This window comes from Nocardioides iriomotensis, from assembly GCF_004168035.1.
GTDB lineage: Bacteria > Actinomycetota > Actinomycetes > Propionibacteriales > Nocardioidaceae > Nocardioides_B > Nocardioides_B iriomotensis.
In genome coordinates this window covers 164,761-182,284 of sequence record NZ_SDPU01000035.1, presented here as the reverse complement: position 1 = coordinate 182,284, position 17,524 = coordinate 164,761, and the positions used below count along the sequence as shown (strand labels likewise).

The window sequence follows — 17,524 nt, the reverse complement described above, 5'->3', positions numbered from 1 at the left end:
GCACACATCCTCGGCAGTTCCCCTATGCTGCTGCGTCGACGGAGGAGGCACGTTGCTCGGAACCTCGCCCTCTCGGGCTCTGCGCTGCACGATCGCGGCCGCGAGCCTCGTCGTGCTCGCCGGTTGCTCCGGCGACCCGGCCAGCGGGCCGGAGGAGTCCGCGTCGTCCGCGGACGCACCGCAGCTCGGCGACGACAGCGCCTCGGGGCTCGACGCCGACCAGCAGGCGGTGTTCGACACGGTCGAGGCGCTCAACGACTGGTACGCCCAGGCGCTCGCAGACCCTGCGAAGACACGGCTGGACATGAGGGCGCTGCGCACGCTGACCGGCGGGAAGTACACCCGCGCCTACGGTCAGCAGGTCGCGATCCAGCAGTCCAACGGCGTCCAGCTGCGCGGTCGGATCGTGTACACGCCCGTCGACGTGACGGTCGACGGCGACCGGGCCACCGCGGTCACGTGCTTCGACAACTCCGAGATGGAGATGTACATGACCTTCGCCAAGCCCGAGGAGAAGGTCGGCACCTCGCCGCCGACCCGGATCGAGTTCACGCTGGCGACGTCGCCCGACAGCCCGACGGGCTGGGAGGTCCTCAAGCGCGGCGGCGGCGGTGGCTGCAAGGCGGCGTGACGTTACGCGCCGCAGATCGTTGGGAATCATGGAGGCGCCGCCCGCGAGCGGCGGGGACGAACGAGGGGGACGCATGACCACCACCGGCCGACGCCGCTGGCTGCCGCTGCACGCGCTGACGGCGCTCACGTGTGCGCTGTTCTGGGTGGCGTTCGCACCCACCGGACCCGCGCAGGCGGACGACTGCCTGGTGCTCGACCCGGTGACCGGCCAGATCACCTACGTCTGCAACGGCGACGAGCCTGGCGAGCCCGGTGGTCCGGGCGACGAGGGCGGCGGTGGCAGCAACGGACCGTCCTGCGACCTCAAGCCGCCAGGCACGTTCTGCGTGGGCCCCAACTCCTGCTACTGGCGCGATTCCGTGGTGCCGTTCGCGCCCCCGAAGTCGCCGCCGCCGACGCCGGACGCCGAGTGGAAGGTGCGGGTCTGCATCGGCGCCAACCTGGCCGAGAGCTTCGATGCCATCTGGATCGACCCGGCCAACCCGCCGACGCCGCCACTCATCGACCAGGCGTGGACCGCCATCGGGCAGCTGGCCCCGCCGGTCGGCGAGCTGTCGGTGAACCCCACCACGCGCAGCCTCGTTTCGCTGCCGACCTGGTTCTGGGCCGACGGTCTGTCCGGTGACGACCTCACCGGCTCCTCGGCGTTCGGGCTCGTCGCGATCGCGACCCCGGACTACATCGAGGTCGACCCCGGCGACGGCTCGGGCGCCGTGCAGTGCCCCTGGACGACGGCGCAGTCCGACACCTGCAGCCACGCCTACGAGCGGTCGTCGGCGACGCGGGGCCGGGCGAGCGTCGACGGGCACGACGCCTACGCAGCCAGCGGCACCCCTGTCTGGTCGCTGGCGTTCGAGCTCAACGGCAACCCGATCAACATCCCGGGCGCCCCGCCCGAGTTCCGTGGGCAGACCATGGACGCCGGTGTCTGGGTGGCCGAGTCGCAGGCCGTCGTCACCAGCCGCCGCTGACCCGGTCGCCCCGGCTGAGCCGGTCGCTCAGGCCAGCTCGGCCCGGAGGAAGATCACGGCGCGGTTCATGAAGCGACCCCACGCGGGTCCGAACCGGTGGTCCTCCCCCGCGTACTCGTACAGCGTGACGTCGCGGTTGCCTCCGGCGCGGAGCGCGGCCGCGGTGGCGCGGCTCCAGCGGACGGGACAGACGTCGTCGGCGGTGCCGTGGTGGATCTGGACCGGCAGGTCGAGCCGGTCGAGATAGGTGCGCGCGCTCGCCGTCGCCCAGAAGCCCGGGCGGGTCGCCGAGGAGCCGTAGACCTCGGTGACCCGGGCCCGCAGCACCGGGTCGGGGCGCACCCAGCGCCGGTAGGTGTCGACGGCCGACGAGCTCACCGGGGAGTACAGCACCGCCGCCTGCGCCAGTCGTGGGCGGGCAGCGAGCGCGTTGAGCACGACGCCCCCGCCCATCGAGCGGCCGAGGAGCCCGACGCGCGTCGCGTCGACGAAGGGCAGCCGGGCCCGGCGGACGGCGCGCACGGCGTTGACCAGGTCCTCGGGGTAGCCGAGCGGCCGGGCCACCACGTCGCCCGACTCGCGAGTCGAGCCGCCGTGGTTGCGGTAGTCGATCTGGAAGGCGACGAAGCCGTTCTCGGCCAGCGTCACGCGCTCGCGCTCGATCATCCCGCCGCTGCGGTAGCTCACGGCGTACCGCGTGAACGCGAGCGTCCGGGTGAGCACCCGGTCGAGCCGCAGCGCGCGGCCGTCGTACCGGTGCCGGGTGAGGGCGGGCACCGAGACGAGGTTGAAGGGCGTGCTGGTGTCGTTGTGCGCACCGAGCAGGACCGGGGCGACCCGCGCGCCGGCCGGGGTGGCGCTGCGGACCGGCGGCTGGGACGCGCAGGCGCCGAGGACGAGGGCGGCGAGCAGCAGGACCGGCACCAGCCGCGTGATCCGAGAAGTCACGCGCAGATCATCGGCGGGGCGACCACCCCCGCGCAGGCAAACGCCCGAACCCGTTGGGGGGCGGGTCCGGGCGTTGCTCCCAGGTGGGGGCTCCTGGGGTGGGGGCTGATCGGTGGGGCTGGGTCAGACGACCTGGTGCAGCCAGCGCACCGGGGCGCCGTCGCCGGCGTGCCGGAAGGTCTCGAGCTCGTCGTCCCACGGCTTGCCGAGGAGCTTGTCGATCTCGAGCAGCAGCGTGGTGTCGCCGAGGGCGGCCTTGACGACCGCGGCCTTGAGCCGGTCCTCGGGGATCATGATGTCGCCGTGCAGGCCGGTCACGGCGTGATAGATGCCGAGGTCCGGGGTGTAGGAGTAGCGCGACCCCTCGGTGCCGGCGGTCGGCTCCTCGGTGATCTCGAAGCGGAGGTGGTTCCAGCCGCGCAGCGCGGACGCGACGGAGGCGGCGGTGCCGGCCTCACCGGCCCAGGAGAACTCGGCGCGGTAGGTGCCGGCCTGGGCGGACTGCGGAGTCCACTCGAGGTTGACGGCAGAGCCGAGGACACCGCCCACGGCCCACTCGATGTGCGGGCACAGCGCGGACGGCGCGGAGTGGACGTAGAGAACGCCCCGAGTCGACGTGCGTGTGGTCACCTTGGCCTCCTGTTGATCCGGCGTCGAGATACGCCTTCCCCAGCGGTCTCGCGGATCCAGGAAGTCCTGGGAGTCACAGATGTGTGGTTGTGAGGCCATTGTGACCTACGGGGCAACCCATTCGCCACAACAACACCCGAAATCTCATCCGTCACGGCGTGTCGCCCGGCGTGTCGGCCCCGCGGCGGGGACGGTGGAAGGCCCCGCACGACGCAGCTCGCCCGGTGAGCCCGGTCAGGCCGTGCGGCCCCGCGTGCGCAGGCGCACGTTCGGCATCGGCGGCGCGAGCAGGCGGTCACCGTCGAAGCCTGCCACCTCGCCGTACCTCGGAGGGGTCCACGACACGCCCGGACCGTTCCATGCCTCGCGCTGCTCGACCACCTCGTCGTGGCTGCGGCCGATGAGGTTCCACCACATCACGATCTCCTCCTCGAACGGCGCGCCGCCGAGCAGCATCAGCACGACGTCGTCGCCCGAGTCCGGCGCCTCGAGCAGGAGGCCGTGCCGACCCGTCCCGAGGTAGGCCATCTCGTGGGCCGGCACCGACCGGCCCTCGACCCGCAGGTCGCCGGCAACGGTCAGCACGGCGTGCTCGAACTCCGGCTCCAGCGGCAGCGTCGCGCTCGCGCCGGGGCGCAGCCGGATCTCGGCACCGACGAGCGGCGTGAACGCCGGGGCCGGCGACACCTCCCCCGCCAGCTCGCCTACGAGGACCTTGAGCGTCACCCCGCCCTCGGTGTACGTCGGGAGGTCGGCGAGGTGGGTGAAGTCGGGTGGCGTGCTGTCGCGGACCGCGTCGGGCAGGCAGACCCACAGCTGGACGCCGTGCAGCAGCCGCGGGGCGTCGTCGGGCGAGACCTCCGCGTGGCAGATCCCGTGTCCCGCGGTCATCACGTTGAGCTGCCCGGGGCGGATCAGCTGGTGGGAGCCGAGGCTGTCGGTGTGCCTGCCCAGCCCCTCGAACAGCCAGGTGACGGTCTGCAGCCCGGTGTGCGGGTGCGGCGGCACCCACATGCCGCCGGTCGTCTTGACGTCGTCAGGGCCGTAGTGGTCGAGGAAGCACCAGGCACCGACCATCCGCCGGGTCTTGTTGGGCAGCACGCGCCGGACGTGGGTGGTGCGGCCGAGCAGGACGTCGCGCGGGAGCAGGGGCTCGTGGACCGCGTCGAGAGCTGCCATGCGCGCCAGTCTTGCATCGCGCACCAACGCTTCGCACAGGCGAAACATGCATGTGGCCGGTGTGAAACCTGAGCCGCACAGGATGGACGTCGTACCCCCTGGGAAGGAAGACCGGAACCGTGACGACGTCCCTCGTCCGCACCCGCTACGGCACCCTCGACGACGTCCGCGCGACGGTCGCGCTGCACGAGCGCTGCTCCGCCGACGCGCTCACCCGTCGCTTCCACGCGCCGGTGACCCGGGTCCCCGAGCGGCTCGCGACGCAGCTCCTCGCCCCCGCGCGCGGGTGGAGCGTGGTGGCCGAGCAGAACGGCGTGGTGGTCGCCCTCGCCAGCGTCGGCCCGGTCTCGCCCCACGAGGTCGAGATCGGAGTCGTCGTCGAGGACGCCCAGCAGGGCCGCGGCATCGGCACCCGGCTGCTCCGGGAGGTGGCGGCCGACGCGGGCCGGCGCGGCTACCGCTCGCTGCTGTGCCTGACCCAGCCCGACAACGACACCGTGCTCCGCACGATCGAGCGGGCCGGGCTGGCCTTCGACGAGCACGTCACCGACGGGGTCCTCACCGTCGTGATGCCGCTGTCGGCGCACGCGCGGCGCGAGCACCCGGGTCTGCCGCGGCCGGCCTGACCGACGGGGCCTGGGCCGGCCGGGACCTGGACCGGCCGGGCGGGCGGAGCGGCGGACCGGTAGCGTGACGAACGGTGCGCCGGGAAGTCTGGTCGGCAGGAATGCCGCGACCCCGAAGCCAGGAGCACCGCCCATGAGCCAGCCCCGCACCCGCCTCTTCCGCCGCGGATCGTGGGCCGAGGACTCCCGGATCGCGCACCTGCTCCGTCAGGAGACCGTGGGTGGCGCGCTGCTGCTGGCCGGCACGCTGGTGGCGCTGGTGTGGGCCAACAGCCCGTGGGGCGCGTCCTACGACGCGCTGCGCGACCTCGAGGTCGGGCCGTCCGCGCTGAACCTCCACCTGAGTCTGGGCACCTGGGCCGCGGACGGGCTGCTCGCGATCTTCTTCTTCGTGGTGGGGCTCGAGCTCAAGCGCGAGTTCGTCGCAGGCGACCTGCGCGACCCCCGCCGGGCCGCGCTGCCGATCCTCGCCGCGGTCGGCGGCATGGTCGCGCCGGCGGTGATCTACGTGGCCGTGAACGCGACGTCCGCCGACGGCGAGCTGGTCGGGTGGGCGATCCCCACCGCGACCGACATCGCGTTCGCCCTCGCGGTGCTGGCGGTCATCAGCACGCACCTGCCGACCGGGCTGCGCACGTTCCTGCTCACGCTGGCCGTCGTCGACGACCTCCTCGCCGTCACGATCATCGCGATCTTCTACACCCGCGAGCTGCACCTGTGGGCGCTGGCCGCGGCGCTCGTCCCGATCCTGCTGTTCGGCGTCCTCGTGCAGCGCCGGGTGACGACACCGTGGCTGCTGGTGCCGCTCGCCGTCGTCGCGTGGGTGCTCATGCACGAGTCGGGGGTGCACGCGACCGTGGCCGGCGTGCTCCTCGGCTTCACGGTGCCGGTGCTCACCAAGCGCGACGGGCCGGGCATGGCCGAGCGGTTCGAGCACCGGATCCGGCCGCTGTCCGCCGGCGTGGCCGTCCCGCTCTTCGCGTTCTTCGCCTCGGGCGTCGCGGTCGGCGGCCTGGCCGGGCTGAGCGGCGCGCTGGGCGACCCGGTCGCGGCCGGCATCGCGCTGGGCCTGGTCGTCGGCAAGTTCGTCGGCGTCCTCGGCACGACGTACCTCGTCGCCCGTTTCACGCGGGCGGACCTGGACGGCGACCTCGCCTGGGTGGACGTCGCGGGCCTCGCGCTGCTCGGGGGCATCGGGTTCACCGTGGCGCTGCTCGTCGGGGAGCTGGCGTTCGGGCCGAACAGCGTCCGCGACGAGCACGTCAAGGTCGGCGTGCTCGCGGGCTCGCTGACCTCCGCGGTGCTGGCGGCGGTCGTGCTGCGCGCCCGCAACCGGGTCTACCGGCGGATCGAGGCCGAGGAGACCGAGGACCTCGACCAGGACAGCATCCCGGACGTCTACCAGCGCGGCGACGACACCTGAGGCGGTCCCTGGCCGCTCAGCGGTCGGGGTCGGGTTGTCCCGTGGGCGGCTCGGAGTCCCGCAGCGCGCCGTAGTTGCCGACGACGACCGCGACCGGCGGGATGACCGCTGCCACCACGCTCATCACGACGGCGGCCGTGACCGACCACAGCCGCACGACGTTCCAGGCCAGCAGGATCAGCACGATGCAGGTGCCCATCAGCCAGAAGTACGCCTTCTTGCGGTCGAGGCGGGCCATCTCTCGACGGTACGCCGCGGCGCGCTGCGATACTCGGCCCCGATGAGCACCCTGTCGGCACCGACCCAGAAGGCGCTCGTCGTGCTCGTGCAGGTGCTCGGGCTGGCCGTGTGGTTCTCCGCGACGGCGATCGCGCCGACGTTGCGCAGCGAGTGGCACCTGTCCGCGTCGGCCCTGGTGTGGCTGACCGCCTCGGTGCAGCTCGGCTTCGCCGCCGGCGCGCTGACGTCCAGCCTGCTCAACCTCCCCGACCGGTTCCCGCCGCACCGGCTGCTCGCCGCGTGCGCGCTGGGGGCCGCGGCGACGACGGCCGCGCTGGCGGCGTTCGCCGACGGCCTCGCGACCGCCGTACCGCTGCGGACGCTGACGGGCGCGTTCCTCGCCGGGGTCTACCCGGTGGGCATGAAGCTGATGGCGTCGTGGGCCGCGCCGGTCGACCGCGGCCGCGCCTTCGGCTGGCTGATCGGCGGCCTCACGCTCGGCTCCGCGCTCCCCCACCTGATCCGCGGCCTCGGCGACCTGCCGTGGCGGTCGGTCATGGTCACGGCGGCGCTGGTCACGGTCGGCGCCGCCGCCGTCGCGCTGGCGTGGGTCCGGCCCGGGCCACTGCTCGCGCCGAGCCCGCGGCCGGAGGCGCGCTACGCCTTCGCGGTGTTCGGGGAACGCGCGCCGCGGCTGGCGAACCTGGGCTACTTCGGGCACATGTGGGAGCTGTACGCCTGGTGGACCTGGCTGCCCCTCTTCCTCGCCGCGGCCCACGCGCAGCGCTCCGCCACCGCGGTCAGCCTGACCACCTTCGTCGCGATCGGTCTCGCCGGGGTCGTGGGCGCGGTGGTCGGCGGGCGCGCGGCCGACCGCTACGGCCGCGGCCCGGCCGCGGGGTGGGCGCTCGCGGTCAGCGGTGCCTGCTGCCTCGCCTCGCCCCTGGCCTTCGTCGCGCCCTGGCCGGTGCTGCTGACGTTCCTCTGCGTCTGGGGCGCCGCGGTGATCGCCGACTCGGGGGTGTTCTCCACCGCGCTCAGCGAGACCGCCGACCAGCGCTTCGTCGGCACCGCCCTCACCGTGCAGACGGCGGTCGGGTTCTCGCTCACCGTGGTCACGATCCAGCTGGTGCCCCTCCTCGCCGCGGTCACGGGCTGGCAGTATGCGTTCGTGCTGCTCGCGCCCGGGCCGGTCCTCGGGGCGCTCGCGATGCGGCGGTTCGGCGCGGCGGTCCGCGAGCAGGGAGCGAGATGAAGCAGGTCCACGTTCAGGTCGCCGAGGTGCGTCTCGACCGCGGCGCGGACACCGCTGCCCTGGGCGGAGCGGTCACGCTCGCGCTGTGCGGCACCTGGGAGCACGAGCCCCCGTGCCCGGTCGCCGCCCACCACACGTCGGTGACCGAGAGCGAGGACGGCCGGCTGCACGTGCGCGTGGTGTTCGCCTGCGAGCCGGAGGCCGAGGGGCACGTGCGCGACGTGATCAACGAGGCGCTCGGGCACGGCTCGCTCGTGACGCCGGAGGGTGAGCTGGTGCGCTGGCGGCTCACCGGGTACGGCGCCGGGGACCTGCGCGACGACGAGGACGCGCTGGCCGACCGGCTGCGCGAGGCCTGACCGATCGGGTCCCCGTCGGGGCGTCAGGCGACGGAGACCGACGCGGCCGACGTCGGCTCGGCCAGCGGCCCGGCACCGAGCAGCTCGCCGATCGCCTCGGCGCCGACCGGGCGCGAGAACAGGTAGCCCTGGCCGAGCTCGCAGCCGAGCCGGAGCACCACGTCGAGCTGCTCGGGCGTCTCGATGCCCTCGGCGATCGACTGCAGGTCGAGGGCGCGGGCCATGTCGAGCACCGAGCTGACGATCTTCTGAGTGTGCTCGTTGGCGACCAGGTTCGACACGAAGCTGCGGTCGATCTTCACCACGTCGGCGGCGAACCGGTCGAGGTACTGCAGCGACGAGTAGCCGGTGCCGTAGTCGTCGACCGCGACCGACACCCCGCCGGCGCGCAGCTGCGCGACCACCTCGACGGCGTTCTCGAAGTCCCGGGCGAGCGACTGCTCGGTGATCTCCAGGATGATCTGGTCCCGCTCGAGGCCGTGCTCGTCGATCAGGTCGAGCACCCGCACGGCGAAGTCGGGCTCGTCGAGCTGGCGGATCGACACGTTCACGCCGACCGCGAGCCGGTGCCGCGGCACCTGCCGGGACCACGCCGCGACCTGCCGGCACACCGACTCCAGCACCCACCAGCCGAGCCGCTGGATCGAGCCGCCGTGCTCGGCCATCGGGATGAACTCGTCGGGCGGGACGTTGCCCAGCTCGGGGTGCTGCCACCGCAGCAGCGCCTCGACGCCGCGCACCTGGCGGGTCGCGAGGTCCACGACGGGCTGGTAGACGATCCGGAACTGGCTCAGGTCGGGCTGGGCGATCTGCTCGCGCAGCCGCACCTGGGTGGCGGCCGCCTCGCGCTCGGAGCCCTCGATGTAGACGACACCGCCCTTGCCGCGCGCCTTCGCCTCGTACAGCGCGATGTCGACGTGCGAGAGCAGCGCGTCGGCGTTCTCGTGCTCGCGGTCGCCGGCGAACACCACGCCGATCGAGGCGCGCACCAGGAACCGTCGGCCGCCGACGGCGACCGGCTCCGAGATCCGCTGCATCAGCCGGTCGGCGGTGGCCCGAACCTCGTCCACCGAACCGGTCGTGACGACGGCGAACTCGTCACCGCCGAGCCGCGCGACCGTGTCGGACTCCCGGACGCCGCCCTCGAGCCGGCGGCCGATCACCTCGAGGACCCGGTCCCCGGCGGGGTGGCCGTGGCTGTCGTTGATGACCTTGAAGTCGTCGAGGTCGATGAGCAGCAGCGCCGAGGCGACGCCCTCGCCGGGCTCACGCTCGTCGAGCAGCTCGTCGATGCGGCGCATCAGCGAGAGCCGGTTGGGCAGACCGGTGAGCGCGTCGTGGTCGGCCTGGTGCATCAGCCGGTCCGTGAGCTGGCGGCGCTCGCTCACGTCGTGGAGCGTGACGACGGCGCCGACCAGCGCGCGCTCGTTGAGCTGACCCACGACGGTCACCTCGAACCAGCCCCAGACCCCGTTGGCGCGCGATAGCCGGCACTCGACGAAGCTCTGCCGCCGCCGGCCCTCGAGGACCGGTGACATGGACCGCCGTACCGCGACCCGGTCGTCGGGATGCACCCGCGACCACACGTCGGCGACGTGCTCGACCTGGCCGGGCCAGGAGCCCAGGCCGGTGCCGATCGACGGGCTGCAGTACTCCACGGAGCCGCCCGGCCCGACGACCATCACGACGTCGGAGAGGTTCTGCACGAGGTCCTGCCACCACTGCTCCTGGTGGCGCAGCTGGGCGGTGCGGCGCTCGACCGCCTGGCCGAGGTCGCGGGCGACGGCAGTGTGGTCGGCGACCACGACGACCTGGCGCACGGCGACGAGCACGACGTAGGGAACGAGCAGCCACAGGTAGTGGTGGCTGCCGTGTTCGGTGTCGGTGAAGGAGAGGTACGCCGCGGCGGCGAACCCGATGGCGACGTAGGGCACGAGCTGCTGCGCCATGCTCGGCGGCAGCGACTCCGCCTGCTCGTCCGGGGCGGGCCGATCGTCCTTGGCGTGCGTCGCGGCCAGGGCGATCAGCGCGAACGTCGCCAGCCAACCGAGGTCGACGAGGCCGCCCGGCCGGAAGTTACGGTCGAAGGTCTCGGCGACGTACAGGCTGTCGGTCGCGGACAGCAGGATGAGCGCAGCGCCGAGCAGCGCCCAGGTGCGGCGTCGCCCGGGCGGCCGCACCAGCAGGCGCATCAGCGCCAGCGAGGCGACGATGACGTCGACGACCGGGTAGGCCAGGGCGACGCTGTGCTTCGCCGTCCACGACCCATCGTCGGTGATCGGGGCGAGCACCCAGATCAGGCTCATCAGCATCATGGAGGCCCCGATGACCAGGCCGTCGAGCAGGGAGCGCCAGCGGCTCAGGAAGCCGCCTGCAGCCCGCGGGAATCGGGCGATGCCGACCCCGACGAAGAGGGCGTAGCCGATGAACCCCACGTCGGCGGCGGACGGGAACGGCGCGACGATCCCGAGCACCAGCTCGTACACCGCCCAGATGACGCCGCCGACGGCCCAGGTGGCCATGCCGGCGGAGAGCCAGAGCCAGCCCGTGTGCCCGGAGTCGGTGCGCCGGTGGGCGCGCCAGCAGGCGACGGCCGCGACGGACGGCGCGGCCACGAAGACGAGGTCGGAGACCAGCAGGCGGAGGTACCGACTGCCGAGGTCGTCGGCCAGCCACGCGGCGAACAGCCCGGTCGCGACGACAGCGGCCACCGTGGGCAGCAGGCGGGGGCGCGCGCGCGGGGCGACGGCGGGCTCGTCGGTCCCGGCCGGCCGGGCGGGCACGGGGACCGCGACGTCGGCGGCGACGGGCGCGCCGGCAGCGTCGTCGTCGGTACGAGACGTCACGAACACCCCCCTCTGACCCCGGCCGCACGCGTGCACGCCGGAGACTCCCCGGTATCCCGTCGGGTCCAGTGTGCTGAGTCCGGCCGCCCCGCGCAGCGAAATGTCCGAATTGCCGCATCGGGGCGCCGTGCGCCGCGCGGGGTCCGCGGCGTGTGCCCGGCGTTATCGTCGCGACGTGTACCTGCCCCGCTTCAACCAGATGACCGACGACGTCGCCGCCTTCGTCGACGCGGTCGGCGCCGCCGAGCTCGTCACGACCGGTCCCGACGGCTACCCGCGCGCGTCGCGGCTGCCGCTGCTGCGCGCGAGCGACCGCTGGATCTTCCACCTGGCCCGGGCCAACGACCACTGGCGCACGATCGAGCCGGACACGCCCGCGCTCGCGGTGGTGACCGGTCCGGAGGCGTACGTGTCGCCGAGCTGGTACGCCACCAAGCGCGAGCACGGTCGCGTCGTGCCCACCTGGAACTACTCGGCGGTGCACGTCACCGGCCGGGTCACCGTGCACGACGACCCCGACTGGGTCCGGGACGCCGTCACCCGGCTCACCGACCTGCACGAGCAGCACCGGGCCGAGCCGTGGGCGGTGACCGACGCCCCCGAGGTGTACGTCGGCAAGCAGCTGCGCGCGATCGTCGGCGTCGAGCTCGTGGTGGAGCAGGTCGAGGCCAAGGCGAAGCTCAGCCAGAACCGCTCCGACGAGGACCGCGCCGGTGCCGCCGCCGGGATGCGTGCCGAAGGGGGCCGCCGCGAGGCCGACGTCGCCGACGCCATGGAGTCGTTGCTGGGTCGGGACTGACCTCCGGGCGGGCTACATCCCAGGGAGGGCCTGCGCCTCGTGCACCTCGACCTCGCAACCACCCGGCATGTTCAGGTGCGGGTGCACCTTCGCGAGCTCGATCGCGGCCTCCTTGTTGTCGGCCTCGATGAGCGTGTAACCGACAACCTCGCGGGTGCTGTCCGACGTGCCCTCCGGGGTGACCCGGGTGCCGTGGGCGAGCGGCGTGCCGAAGTCGACCATGCCGTCGCCGACCTTTCCGGCCCAGTCGTTCCACTGCTGCATGACCGCGTCGATCTGGGCGGGGTCGGGCGGTGTCGCGTCGGCCGGCGTCATCGGGGCGTGGTACACGAACAGGTACTTCGTCATGGTGATCTCCTCAGGTCTGGTCGGATGTGGGTGCTCGGTGGTCAGGCGGTGACCGGGGTGCGGCCGGCGAAGGCGGCGAGCCGGTCGAGAGCCGTGGCGTCGGGCAGGGCGGCCACCTCGTCGGCGAACGAGCGGCCGCGGCCGCCGGGCACGATGTCCTCGGTCAGGGATGCGACGTAGCCCACGACCTCGTCGGACACCCGGAGCACCTGGCCACTCCCCTGCGCCATGTCCCACGCGTGCAGCAGGAGCTCGACGGCCAGGATCCCCGCACCGAACGCCGCCGGCATCTCGCGGCCGCCGGGACCGGGGACGGTGCCGTCGAGGTCGACCGCGCGCCAGCCGTCGATCGTCTGGGCGGCCATCACCGAGATGCGGTTCTCCAGCGAGCCCTGCTCGGGGTTCGTCACGGTCACGCCGGCCATGGCGCCCAGCTGCTCGAGCGAGGTGAACAGGTGCTCGGCGAGGTCGTGGCAGGTGAAGTCCGCGCACGGCGTCTGCTTGGGCCGGTCGTCGGCGGTCAGGTTGCGCAGCACGGGCTGGAACGCCGCCAGCGCGGCGTCGGCTGCGGTGACCGGGGTCAGTGCCTCCGGCGCCCAGGCCCACTCGTCCTGACCGGCGTCGCCGGTCGTGGCGACGGCGACGAGCCGCTCGAAGTAGTGGTCCCAGCCCTCGGCATGCATCCGCGCCTGCTCCTCGGTGAGGCCATCGTGCTCGAGCGTCACCCGGGTGCCGCCGTCGACGGGCTCCACCGTCACCGTCACCGTCGACGCGTCCGGCTTGAGGTCGTCGTTGCCCTCCCAGCCCCAACCGAAGACGATGCGCCGTCCCGGCTCGACCTCACGGTAGGTGCCGGCCGCGACGTGGCCCGGGGTGATCGTCCACCGGTACTCCCCGCCGGCCCGGAGGTCGACGTACGCCGACACCGTCTGCCAGCGTCGCAGCCGCTCCGGCTCGGTGATCAGCGCGAACGCCTCGTCGGGCGTGACGGGCAGCGTGGCGGTCTTCGTGTAGGTCACTGGTCTCTCCTCAGTCGGTGCGCGTCGGCGACGAGCATGTCGAGTTCATCGGTCCAGAACCGGTCGATCTCGGCCTGGAGCTTCCTCAGCCCGGACGGCAGCACGCGGTACACCCGCGTGCGGCCGACCTTCTCCGCCTCCACCAGCCCCGCCTCGGCGAGGACCAGCAGGTGCTGCGAGACCGCGGAGCGCGTCACGGTGAACTGCGCCGCGATCTCGCTGACCGTCAGCGGGCGCGCCGCCAGCAGCTGGAGGATGCGTCGTCGACTCGGCTCCGCGGCGGCAGAGAGGGCGTCGACCACCTGCAATACGTTAGTCGTCACTAACGCATTTGGCAAGAGCGCACGACACAGCGGCGGACGGGCACGTCGCCCGTCCGCCGTCGATGGTCGGCTCAGCCGCCGACGTACTCCGCGAGGTGCTCGCCGGTCAGGGTGGCGCGGCTCGCGACCAGGTCGGCGGGCGTGCCCTCGAAGACGACCGTGCCGCCGTCGTGGCCGGCGCCCGGGCCGAGGTCGATGAGCCAGTCGGCGTGCGCCATGACGGCCTGGTGGTGCTCGATGACGATCACCGACTTGCCGCTGTCGACGAGCCGGTCGAGGAGGCCGAGGAGGTTCTCGACGTCGGCGAGGTGCAGGCCGGTGGTGGGCTCGTCGAGGACGTAGACGTCGCCGCTCTCCCCCATCTGGACAGCCAGCTTGAGACGCTGCCGCTCGCCGCCGGAGAGCGTGGTGAGCGGCTGCCCGAGGGTGATGTAGCCGAGCCCGACGTCGACGAGGCGGTCGAGGATCTTCACCGCGGCCGGGATCTTCGCGTCGCCGTCGCTGAACAGCGCGAGCGCGTCGACGACCGACATCTCGTGGACCTCGGCGATGTCCTTGCCCCCGAGAGTGTGCTCCAGCACCTCGGCCTTGAACCGACGACCTTCGCACTCCTCGCACGGCGACTCGACGGTCGCCATCGGCCCGAGCTCGGTGAAGATCACGCCGGCGCCGTTGCACGTGGAGCAGGCACCCTCGGAGTTGGAGCTGAAGAGCGCCGGCTTCACGCCGTTGGCCTTGGCGAACGCCTTGCGGATCGGCTCGAGGAGGCCGGTGTAGGTCGCGGGGTTGCTGCGCCGCGAGCCCTTGATCGCACCCTGGTCGATCACGATCACCTCGTCACGTCCCGCCAGCGAGCCGTGGATCAGCGAGCTCTTGCCGGAACCGGCGACGCCGGTGACCACGGTCAGCAGGCCGAGGGGTACGTCGACGTCGACGTCGCGCAGGTTGTGGGTGGAGGCTCCGCGCACCTCGATCTGCCCGGTCGCCGTGCGCACCTCGTCCTTGATCTTGGCGCGGTCGTCGAGGTGGTGGCCGGTGATGGTGCCGCTGGAGCGCAGCCCGTCAACATCGCCCTCGAAGCATATCTCGCCACCGGCCGCACCGGCCGCAGGGCCGAGGTCGACGACGTGGTCGGCGATCGCGATCGTCTCCGGCTTGTGCTCGACGACGAGCACCGTGTTGCCCTTGTCGCGGAGCTGGCGCAGCAGGTTGTTCATGCGCGCGATGTCGTGCGGGTGCAGCCCGATGGTGGGCTCGTCGAACACGTAGGTGACGTCGGTGAGTGACGACCCGAGGTGCCGGATCATCTTGGTGCGCTGCGCCTCGCCCCCGGACAGCGTGCCGGCGGGGCGGTCGAGGGACAGGTAGCCCAGCCCGATCTCGGAGAACGAGTCGAGGAGGTGCTGGAGGCCCTTGAGGAGTGGTGCGACCGACGGCTCCTCGAGGTCGCGGATCCACTCGGCGAGGTCACTGATCTGCATCTCGCAGAGGTCGGCGATCGACTTCTTGTTGATCTTCGACGCGCGTGCCTCCGGCGTGAGGCGGGTGCCCTCGCAGTCGGGACAGGTCTGGAAGGTCACCGCCCGCTCGACGAACCGCCGGACGTGCGGCTGCATCGCCTCGGGGTCCTTGGAGAGCATGGACTTCTGGATCTGCGGGATGATGCCGTTGAAGGTGAGGTTGACGCCCTCGACCTTGATCTTGGTCGGCTCGGCCCACAGCATCGTCTCGAGCTGCTTCTTCGTGAACGACTTGATGGGCTTGTCCATCGGCAGGCCCATGCCCTCGAACAGCCGGCCGTACCACCCGTCCATCGAGTAACCCGGCACCGTGAGCGCACCCTCGCTGAGCGACTTGTCCTCGTCGTAGAGCGCGGTGCGGTCGATGTCGTTGACCTTGCCCATGCCCTCGCAGCGCGGGCACATGCCGCCGAGGTAGACCTCCTGCTTGGCGATCCGGCGCTCGGTGCGGCCCCCCTTCTCCGTCGTCATCATCCCGCTGGCCTTGCGGGTCGGGACGTTGAAGGAGTACGCCGTGGGCGGACCGACGTAGGGCTTGCCGAGCCGGCTGAACAGGATCCGGAGCATGGCGTTGGCATCGGTCGCCGTACCGACGGTGGAGCGGGGGTTGGCGCCCATCCGCTCCTGGTCGACGATGATCGCGGTCGTGATTCCCTCGAGGTGGTCCACGTCGGGGCGGGCCAGGGACGGCATGAAGCCCTGGACGAAGGCGCTGTAGGTCTCGTTGATCATCCGCTGGGACTCCGCGGCGATCGTCGCGAAGACCAGCGAGCTCTTGCCCGAGCCCGACACCCCCGTGAACACCGTGAGCCGGCGCTTGGGGATCTCGACGGTGACGTCCTTGAGGTTGTTCTCGCGGGCGCCCTCGACGCGGATCAGGTCGTGGGTGTCGGCGGGGTGCGGGGTGCTCGTGGGCATGCGTCGGAGTCTTCCAGAACGGCGGCTCAGGCCTGGGCGATCCGGACCATGTTGCCTGCGGGGTCGCGGAAGGCGCAGTCGCGGGCGCCCCACGGCTGGGCGACGGGCTCCTGCATCACTTCGGCGCCGGACGCGCGGACCTTCTCGAACGTCTCGTCGAGGTCCTCGGTCCTGAAGATCGCGGCCTGGAGCGAGCCCTTGGTCATCAGCTCGACCATCTGGTCGCCCTCGGTCTGCGAGCGGCCGCCGTGCGGCTGGAAGAGGACGACGTCGACGTCCTGGCCGGGCGCGCCGACCGTGACCCAGCGGTAGCCGTCGGCGGCGACGTCGTTGCGGACCTCGAGGCCGAGCGCGTCGCGGTAGAAGCCGAGCGACTCGTCGGGGTCGTTGACGGGGATGAACATGGTGGAGACGGAGATGGAGGTCATGGAGAGACCGTAGGTCCGGCAGCCCCCGTCGCGCTTCTCGAATCCTGCTCGGTCAGCTGGCGCGCCGCCGTCGCGGCCGGGTCCCGAGCTTCGCCACGCACTCGGGGACGGTCTCCATGCCGGTGTGGTCGTCCGCGCGGTACTGCGACGGCGTCCGCCCCACGACCTCGGTGAAGCGCGAGCTGAACGAGCCGAGCGACGTACAGCCGACAGCGAAGCAGGTGTCGGTCACCGACATGCCCTGCCGCAGCAGCGCCTTGGCCCGCTCGATCCGCCGGGTCATCAGGTAGGAGTACGGCGTCTCGCCGTAGGCGGCTGCGAACTTGCGCGAGAAGTGCGACGGGGACATCAGCGCCGCCCGCGCCATGGCCGGGACGTCGAGGGGCTGCGCGTAGTCGCGGTCCATCAGGTCGCGGGCCCGGCGCAGGTGCGCCAGGTCGGCGATCTCCTCCGGCGTCATGCTCCGAGGCTAGTCGAGGGGGTCTTCGAAGTCGCCCGAGTCCGTTGGCGCAGAGGCCTTTACCGCCCCACCGAGCGGGTCTAGAGTCATCGAGTCGCTCGAGGAGCGAGGCGACGCCGGATGGTCCTGAGGGAGTACGGCGTGACGCCGACTGACTTCGATCCAGCACTGATCCTCGGCTGCACGCCCGAGGATGCCGCCGACCTCATGCGCGGCCACGTGGTCACGCCCGGTGAGGTCGAGGGGGTCGCCCTGCGCACCTACCGGTGGCGCGCGCACCGGCACGACCCCCGGTCGTACTGGGTCACGGTCGGGCAGGCCGCCGAGATCCTGCACCTGTCGCTGAGCGACACCCAGGCGCTGCTCGACCACCACCGGCTGCCGTACGCCCGGCACGCCGACGGCGTCCGGCTCATCCGCCGGCACCAGCTGTCGCCCGGACGACGCGTGCCCTGAGTCTGTTGGCGGGGCCGCGGAAGTCACGCACGGTCGCGGCCTCGCCGACCCCCAGCACGGCCCCCGGCCCGACGGTGCTGCAGACGCCGGGGGCCTTCGCTGGGTACGTTCGCGACCGCACACAACGCGTTGAACCCCCCGGTGCCCGACACGCGTCGTTCGAA

Annotated in this window: 19 protein-coding genes; 8 read left to right on the top strand and 11 right to left on the bottom strand. The window is 72.5% G+C overall.

What is annotated here, in order from left to right:
- Positions 1-52: 52 nt before the first annotated feature.
- The gene (locus tag ETU37_RS20660; RefSeq protein ID WP_129989238.1) at positions 53-631 is read left to right on the top strand and encodes a hypothetical protein; all 579 of its coding nucleotides are present in this window, start codon (positions 53-55) and stop codon (positions 629-631) included.
- Between the two features lie 73 nt (positions 632-704).
- Positions 705-1,604, top strand: a complete 900-nt coding sequence (locus tag ETU37_RS20655; protein WP_129989237.1) for a hypothetical protein — start codon at positions 705-707, stop codon at positions 1,602-1,604.
- Positions 1,605-1,631: 27 nt separating this feature from the next.
- Here ETU37_RS20655 and ETU37_RS20650 read toward each other — a convergent pair whose 3' ends face one another.
- The 3 genes from ETU37_RS20650 to ETU37_RS20640 all read right to left on the bottom strand — a co-directional run bounded on the left by ETU37_RS20650 (position 1,632) and on the right by ETU37_RS20640 (position 4,361).
- A complete protein-coding gene (locus tag ETU37_RS20650; RefSeq protein ID WP_129989236.1) occupies positions 1,632-2,552 on the bottom strand; it encodes an alpha/beta hydrolase family protein in 921 nt (306 codons plus the stop codon).
- A gap of 123 nt (positions 2,553-2,675) precedes the next feature.
- On the bottom strand, positions 2,676-3,182 hold the full coding sequence (locus tag ETU37_RS20645) for a DUF3145 domain-containing protein (RefSeq protein ID WP_240755860.1): 507 nt from the start codon (positions 3,180-3,182) through the stop codon (positions 2,676-2,678).
- A gap of 234 nt (positions 3,183-3,416) precedes the next feature.
- Positions 3,417-4,361, bottom strand: coding sequence for a pirin family protein (locus tag ETU37_RS20640; RefSeq protein ID WP_129989234.1), 945 nt, complete (start codon positions 4,359-4,361; stop codon positions 3,417-3,419).
- A 119-nt stretch (positions 4,362-4,480) separates the two neighbouring features.
- On the opposite strand from ETU37_RS20640, the gene ETU37_RS20635 reads away from it, so the two are divergent.
- Positions 4,481-4,987, top strand: coding sequence for a GNAT family N-acetyltransferase (locus tag ETU37_RS20635; protein WP_165372623.1), 507 nt, complete (start codon positions 4,481-4,483; stop codon positions 4,985-4,987).
- A gap of 133 nt (positions 4,988-5,120) precedes the next feature.
- A complete protein-coding gene (nhaA, locus tag ETU37_RS20630; protein ID WP_129989232.1) occupies positions 5,121-6,410 on the top strand; it encodes a Na+/H+ antiporter NhaA in 1,290 nt (429 codons plus the stop codon).
- Positions 6,411-6,426: 16 nt separating this feature from the next.
- Here the strand turns inward: nhaA and ETU37_RS20625 are convergent, their stop codons facing one another.
- Entirely contained in the window at positions 6,427-6,648 is a 222-nt protein-coding gene (locus ETU37_RS20625; protein ID WP_129989231.1) for a DUF3099 domain-containing protein, read from the bottom strand.
- A gap of 42 nt (positions 6,649-6,690) precedes the next feature.
- On the opposite strand from ETU37_RS20625, the gene ETU37_RS20620 reads away from it, so the two are divergent.
- A complete protein-coding gene (locus ETU37_RS20620) occupies positions 6,691-7,884 on the top strand; it encodes an MFS transporter (protein ID WP_206054091.1) in 1,194 nt (397 codons plus the stop codon).
- Positions 7,881-8,243 carry a hypothetical protein gene (locus ETU37_RS20615; protein ID WP_129989230.1) on the top strand — a complete coding sequence of 121 codons (363 nt, stop codon included), beginning with the start codon at positions 7,881-7,883 and terminating at the stop codon, positions 8,241-8,243. Before ETU37_RS20620 ends, ETU37_RS20615 begins: the two co-directional genes overlap by 4 nt.
- Before the next feature lie 23 nt (positions 8,244-8,266).
- Here ETU37_RS20615 and ETU37_RS20610 read toward each other — a convergent pair whose 3' ends face one another.
- Positions 8,267-11,089 (bottom strand): putative bifunctional diguanylate cyclase/phosphodiesterase, encoded by a 2,823-nt coding sequence (locus ETU37_RS20610; RefSeq protein WP_129989229.1) that lies wholly within the window; start codon positions 11,087-11,089, stop codon positions 8,267-8,269.
- 175 nt (positions 11,090-11,264) lie between these two features.
- Between ETU37_RS20610 and ETU37_RS20605 the strand changes: the two genes are divergently transcribed.
- Positions 11,265-11,888: an FMN-binding negative transcriptional regulator gene (locus ETU37_RS20605; RefSeq protein ID WP_129989228.1), complete on the top strand. Its 624-nt coding sequence runs from the start codon at positions 11,265-11,267 to the stop codon at positions 11,886-11,888.
- A gap of 12 nt (positions 11,889-11,900) precedes the next feature.
- Here ETU37_RS20605 and ETU37_RS20600 read toward each other — a convergent pair whose 3' ends face one another.
- The 6 genes from ETU37_RS20600 to ETU37_RS20575 form a co-directional block, all read right to left on the bottom strand.
- Positions 11,901-12,236, bottom strand: coding sequence for a YciI family protein (locus ETU37_RS20600; protein ID WP_129989227.1), 336 nt, complete (start codon positions 12,234-12,236; stop codon positions 11,901-11,903).
- 41 nt (positions 12,237-12,277) lie between these two features.
- Complete coding sequence (locus ETU37_RS20595; protein ID WP_129989226.1) at positions 12,278-13,255, bottom strand: TIGR03086 family metal-binding protein; 978 nt, start codon at positions 13,253-13,255, stop codon at positions 12,278-12,280.
- A complete protein-coding gene (locus ETU37_RS20590) occupies positions 13,252-13,557 on the bottom strand; it encodes an ArsR/SmtB family transcription factor (protein ID WP_206054090.1) in 306 nt (101 codons plus the stop codon). The genes ETU37_RS20595 and ETU37_RS20590 overlap by 4 nt, the downstream gene beginning before the upstream one ends.
- 92 nt (positions 13,558-13,649) lie before the next feature.
- Positions 13,650-16,016 carry an ATP-binding cassette domain-containing protein gene (locus ETU37_RS20585; protein ID WP_129989225.1) on the bottom strand — a complete coding sequence of 789 codons (2,367 nt, stop codon included), beginning with the start codon at positions 16,014-16,016 and terminating at the stop codon, positions 13,650-13,652.
- 26 nt (positions 16,017-16,042) lie between these two features.
- On the bottom strand, positions 16,043-16,444 hold the full coding sequence (locus ETU37_RS20580; protein ID WP_129989224.1) for a VOC family protein: 402 nt from the start codon (positions 16,442-16,444) through the stop codon (positions 16,043-16,045).
- Between the two features lie 52 nt (positions 16,445-16,496).
- On the bottom strand, positions 16,497-16,904 hold the full coding sequence (locus ETU37_RS20575) for a helix-turn-helix transcriptional regulator (protein WP_129989223.1): 408 nt from the start codon (positions 16,902-16,904) through the stop codon (positions 16,497-16,499).
- 120 nt (positions 16,905-17,024) lie between these two features.
- On the opposite strand from ETU37_RS20575, the gene ETU37_RS20570 reads away from it, so the two are divergent.
- Positions 17,025-17,360 (top strand): MerR family transcriptional regulator, encoded by a 336-nt coding sequence (locus tag ETU37_RS20570; protein ID WP_165372622.1) that lies wholly within the window; start codon positions 17,025-17,027, stop codon positions 17,358-17,360.
- The last annotated feature ends 164 nt before the right edge of the window (positions 17,361-17,524 follow it).

Coding starts and splice junctions, on each gene's coding strand:
- ETU37_RS20655 (WP_129989237.1), top strand. CDS start 705: ATGACCACCACCGGCCGACGCCGCTGGCTGCCGCTGCACGCGCTGACG.
- ETU37_RS20620 (WP_206054091.1), top strand. CDS start 6,691: ATGAGCACCCTGTCGGCACCGACCCAGAAGGCGCTCGTCGTGCTCGTG.
- ETU37_RS20570 (WP_165372622.1), top strand. CDS start 17,025: ATGGTCCTGAGGGAGTACGGCGTGACGCCGACTGACTTCGATCCAGCA.
- ETU37_RS20615 (WP_129989230.1), top strand. CDS start 7,881: ATGAAGCAGGTCCACGTTCAGGTCGCCGAGGTGCGTCTCGACCGCGGC.
- ETU37_RS20640 (WP_129989234.1), bottom strand. CDS start 4,361: ATGGCAGCTCTCGACGCGGTCCACGAGCCCCTGCTCCCGCGCGACGTC.
- nhaA (WP_129989232.1), top strand. CDS start 5,121: ATGAGCCAGCCCCGCACCCGCCTCTTCCGCCGCGGATCGTGGGCCGAG.
- ETU37_RS20625 (WP_129989231.1), bottom strand. CDS start 6,648: ATGGCCCGCCTCGACCGCAAGAAGGCGTACTTCTGGCTGATGGGCACC.
- ETU37_RS20600 (WP_129989227.1), bottom strand. CDS start 12,236: ATGACGAAGTACCTGTTCGTGTACCACGCCCCGATGACGCCGGCCGAC.
- ETU37_RS20575 (WP_129989223.1), bottom strand. CDS start 16,904: ATGACGCCGGAGGAGATCGCCGACCTGGCGCACCTGCGCCGGGCCCGC.
- ETU37_RS20580 (WP_129989224.1), bottom strand. CDS start 16,444: ATGACCTCCATCTCCGTCTCCACCATGTTCATCCCCGTCAACGACCCC.
- ETU37_RS20585 (WP_129989225.1), bottom strand. CDS start 16,016: ATGCCCACGAGCACCCCGCACCCCGCCGACACCCACGACCTGATCCGC.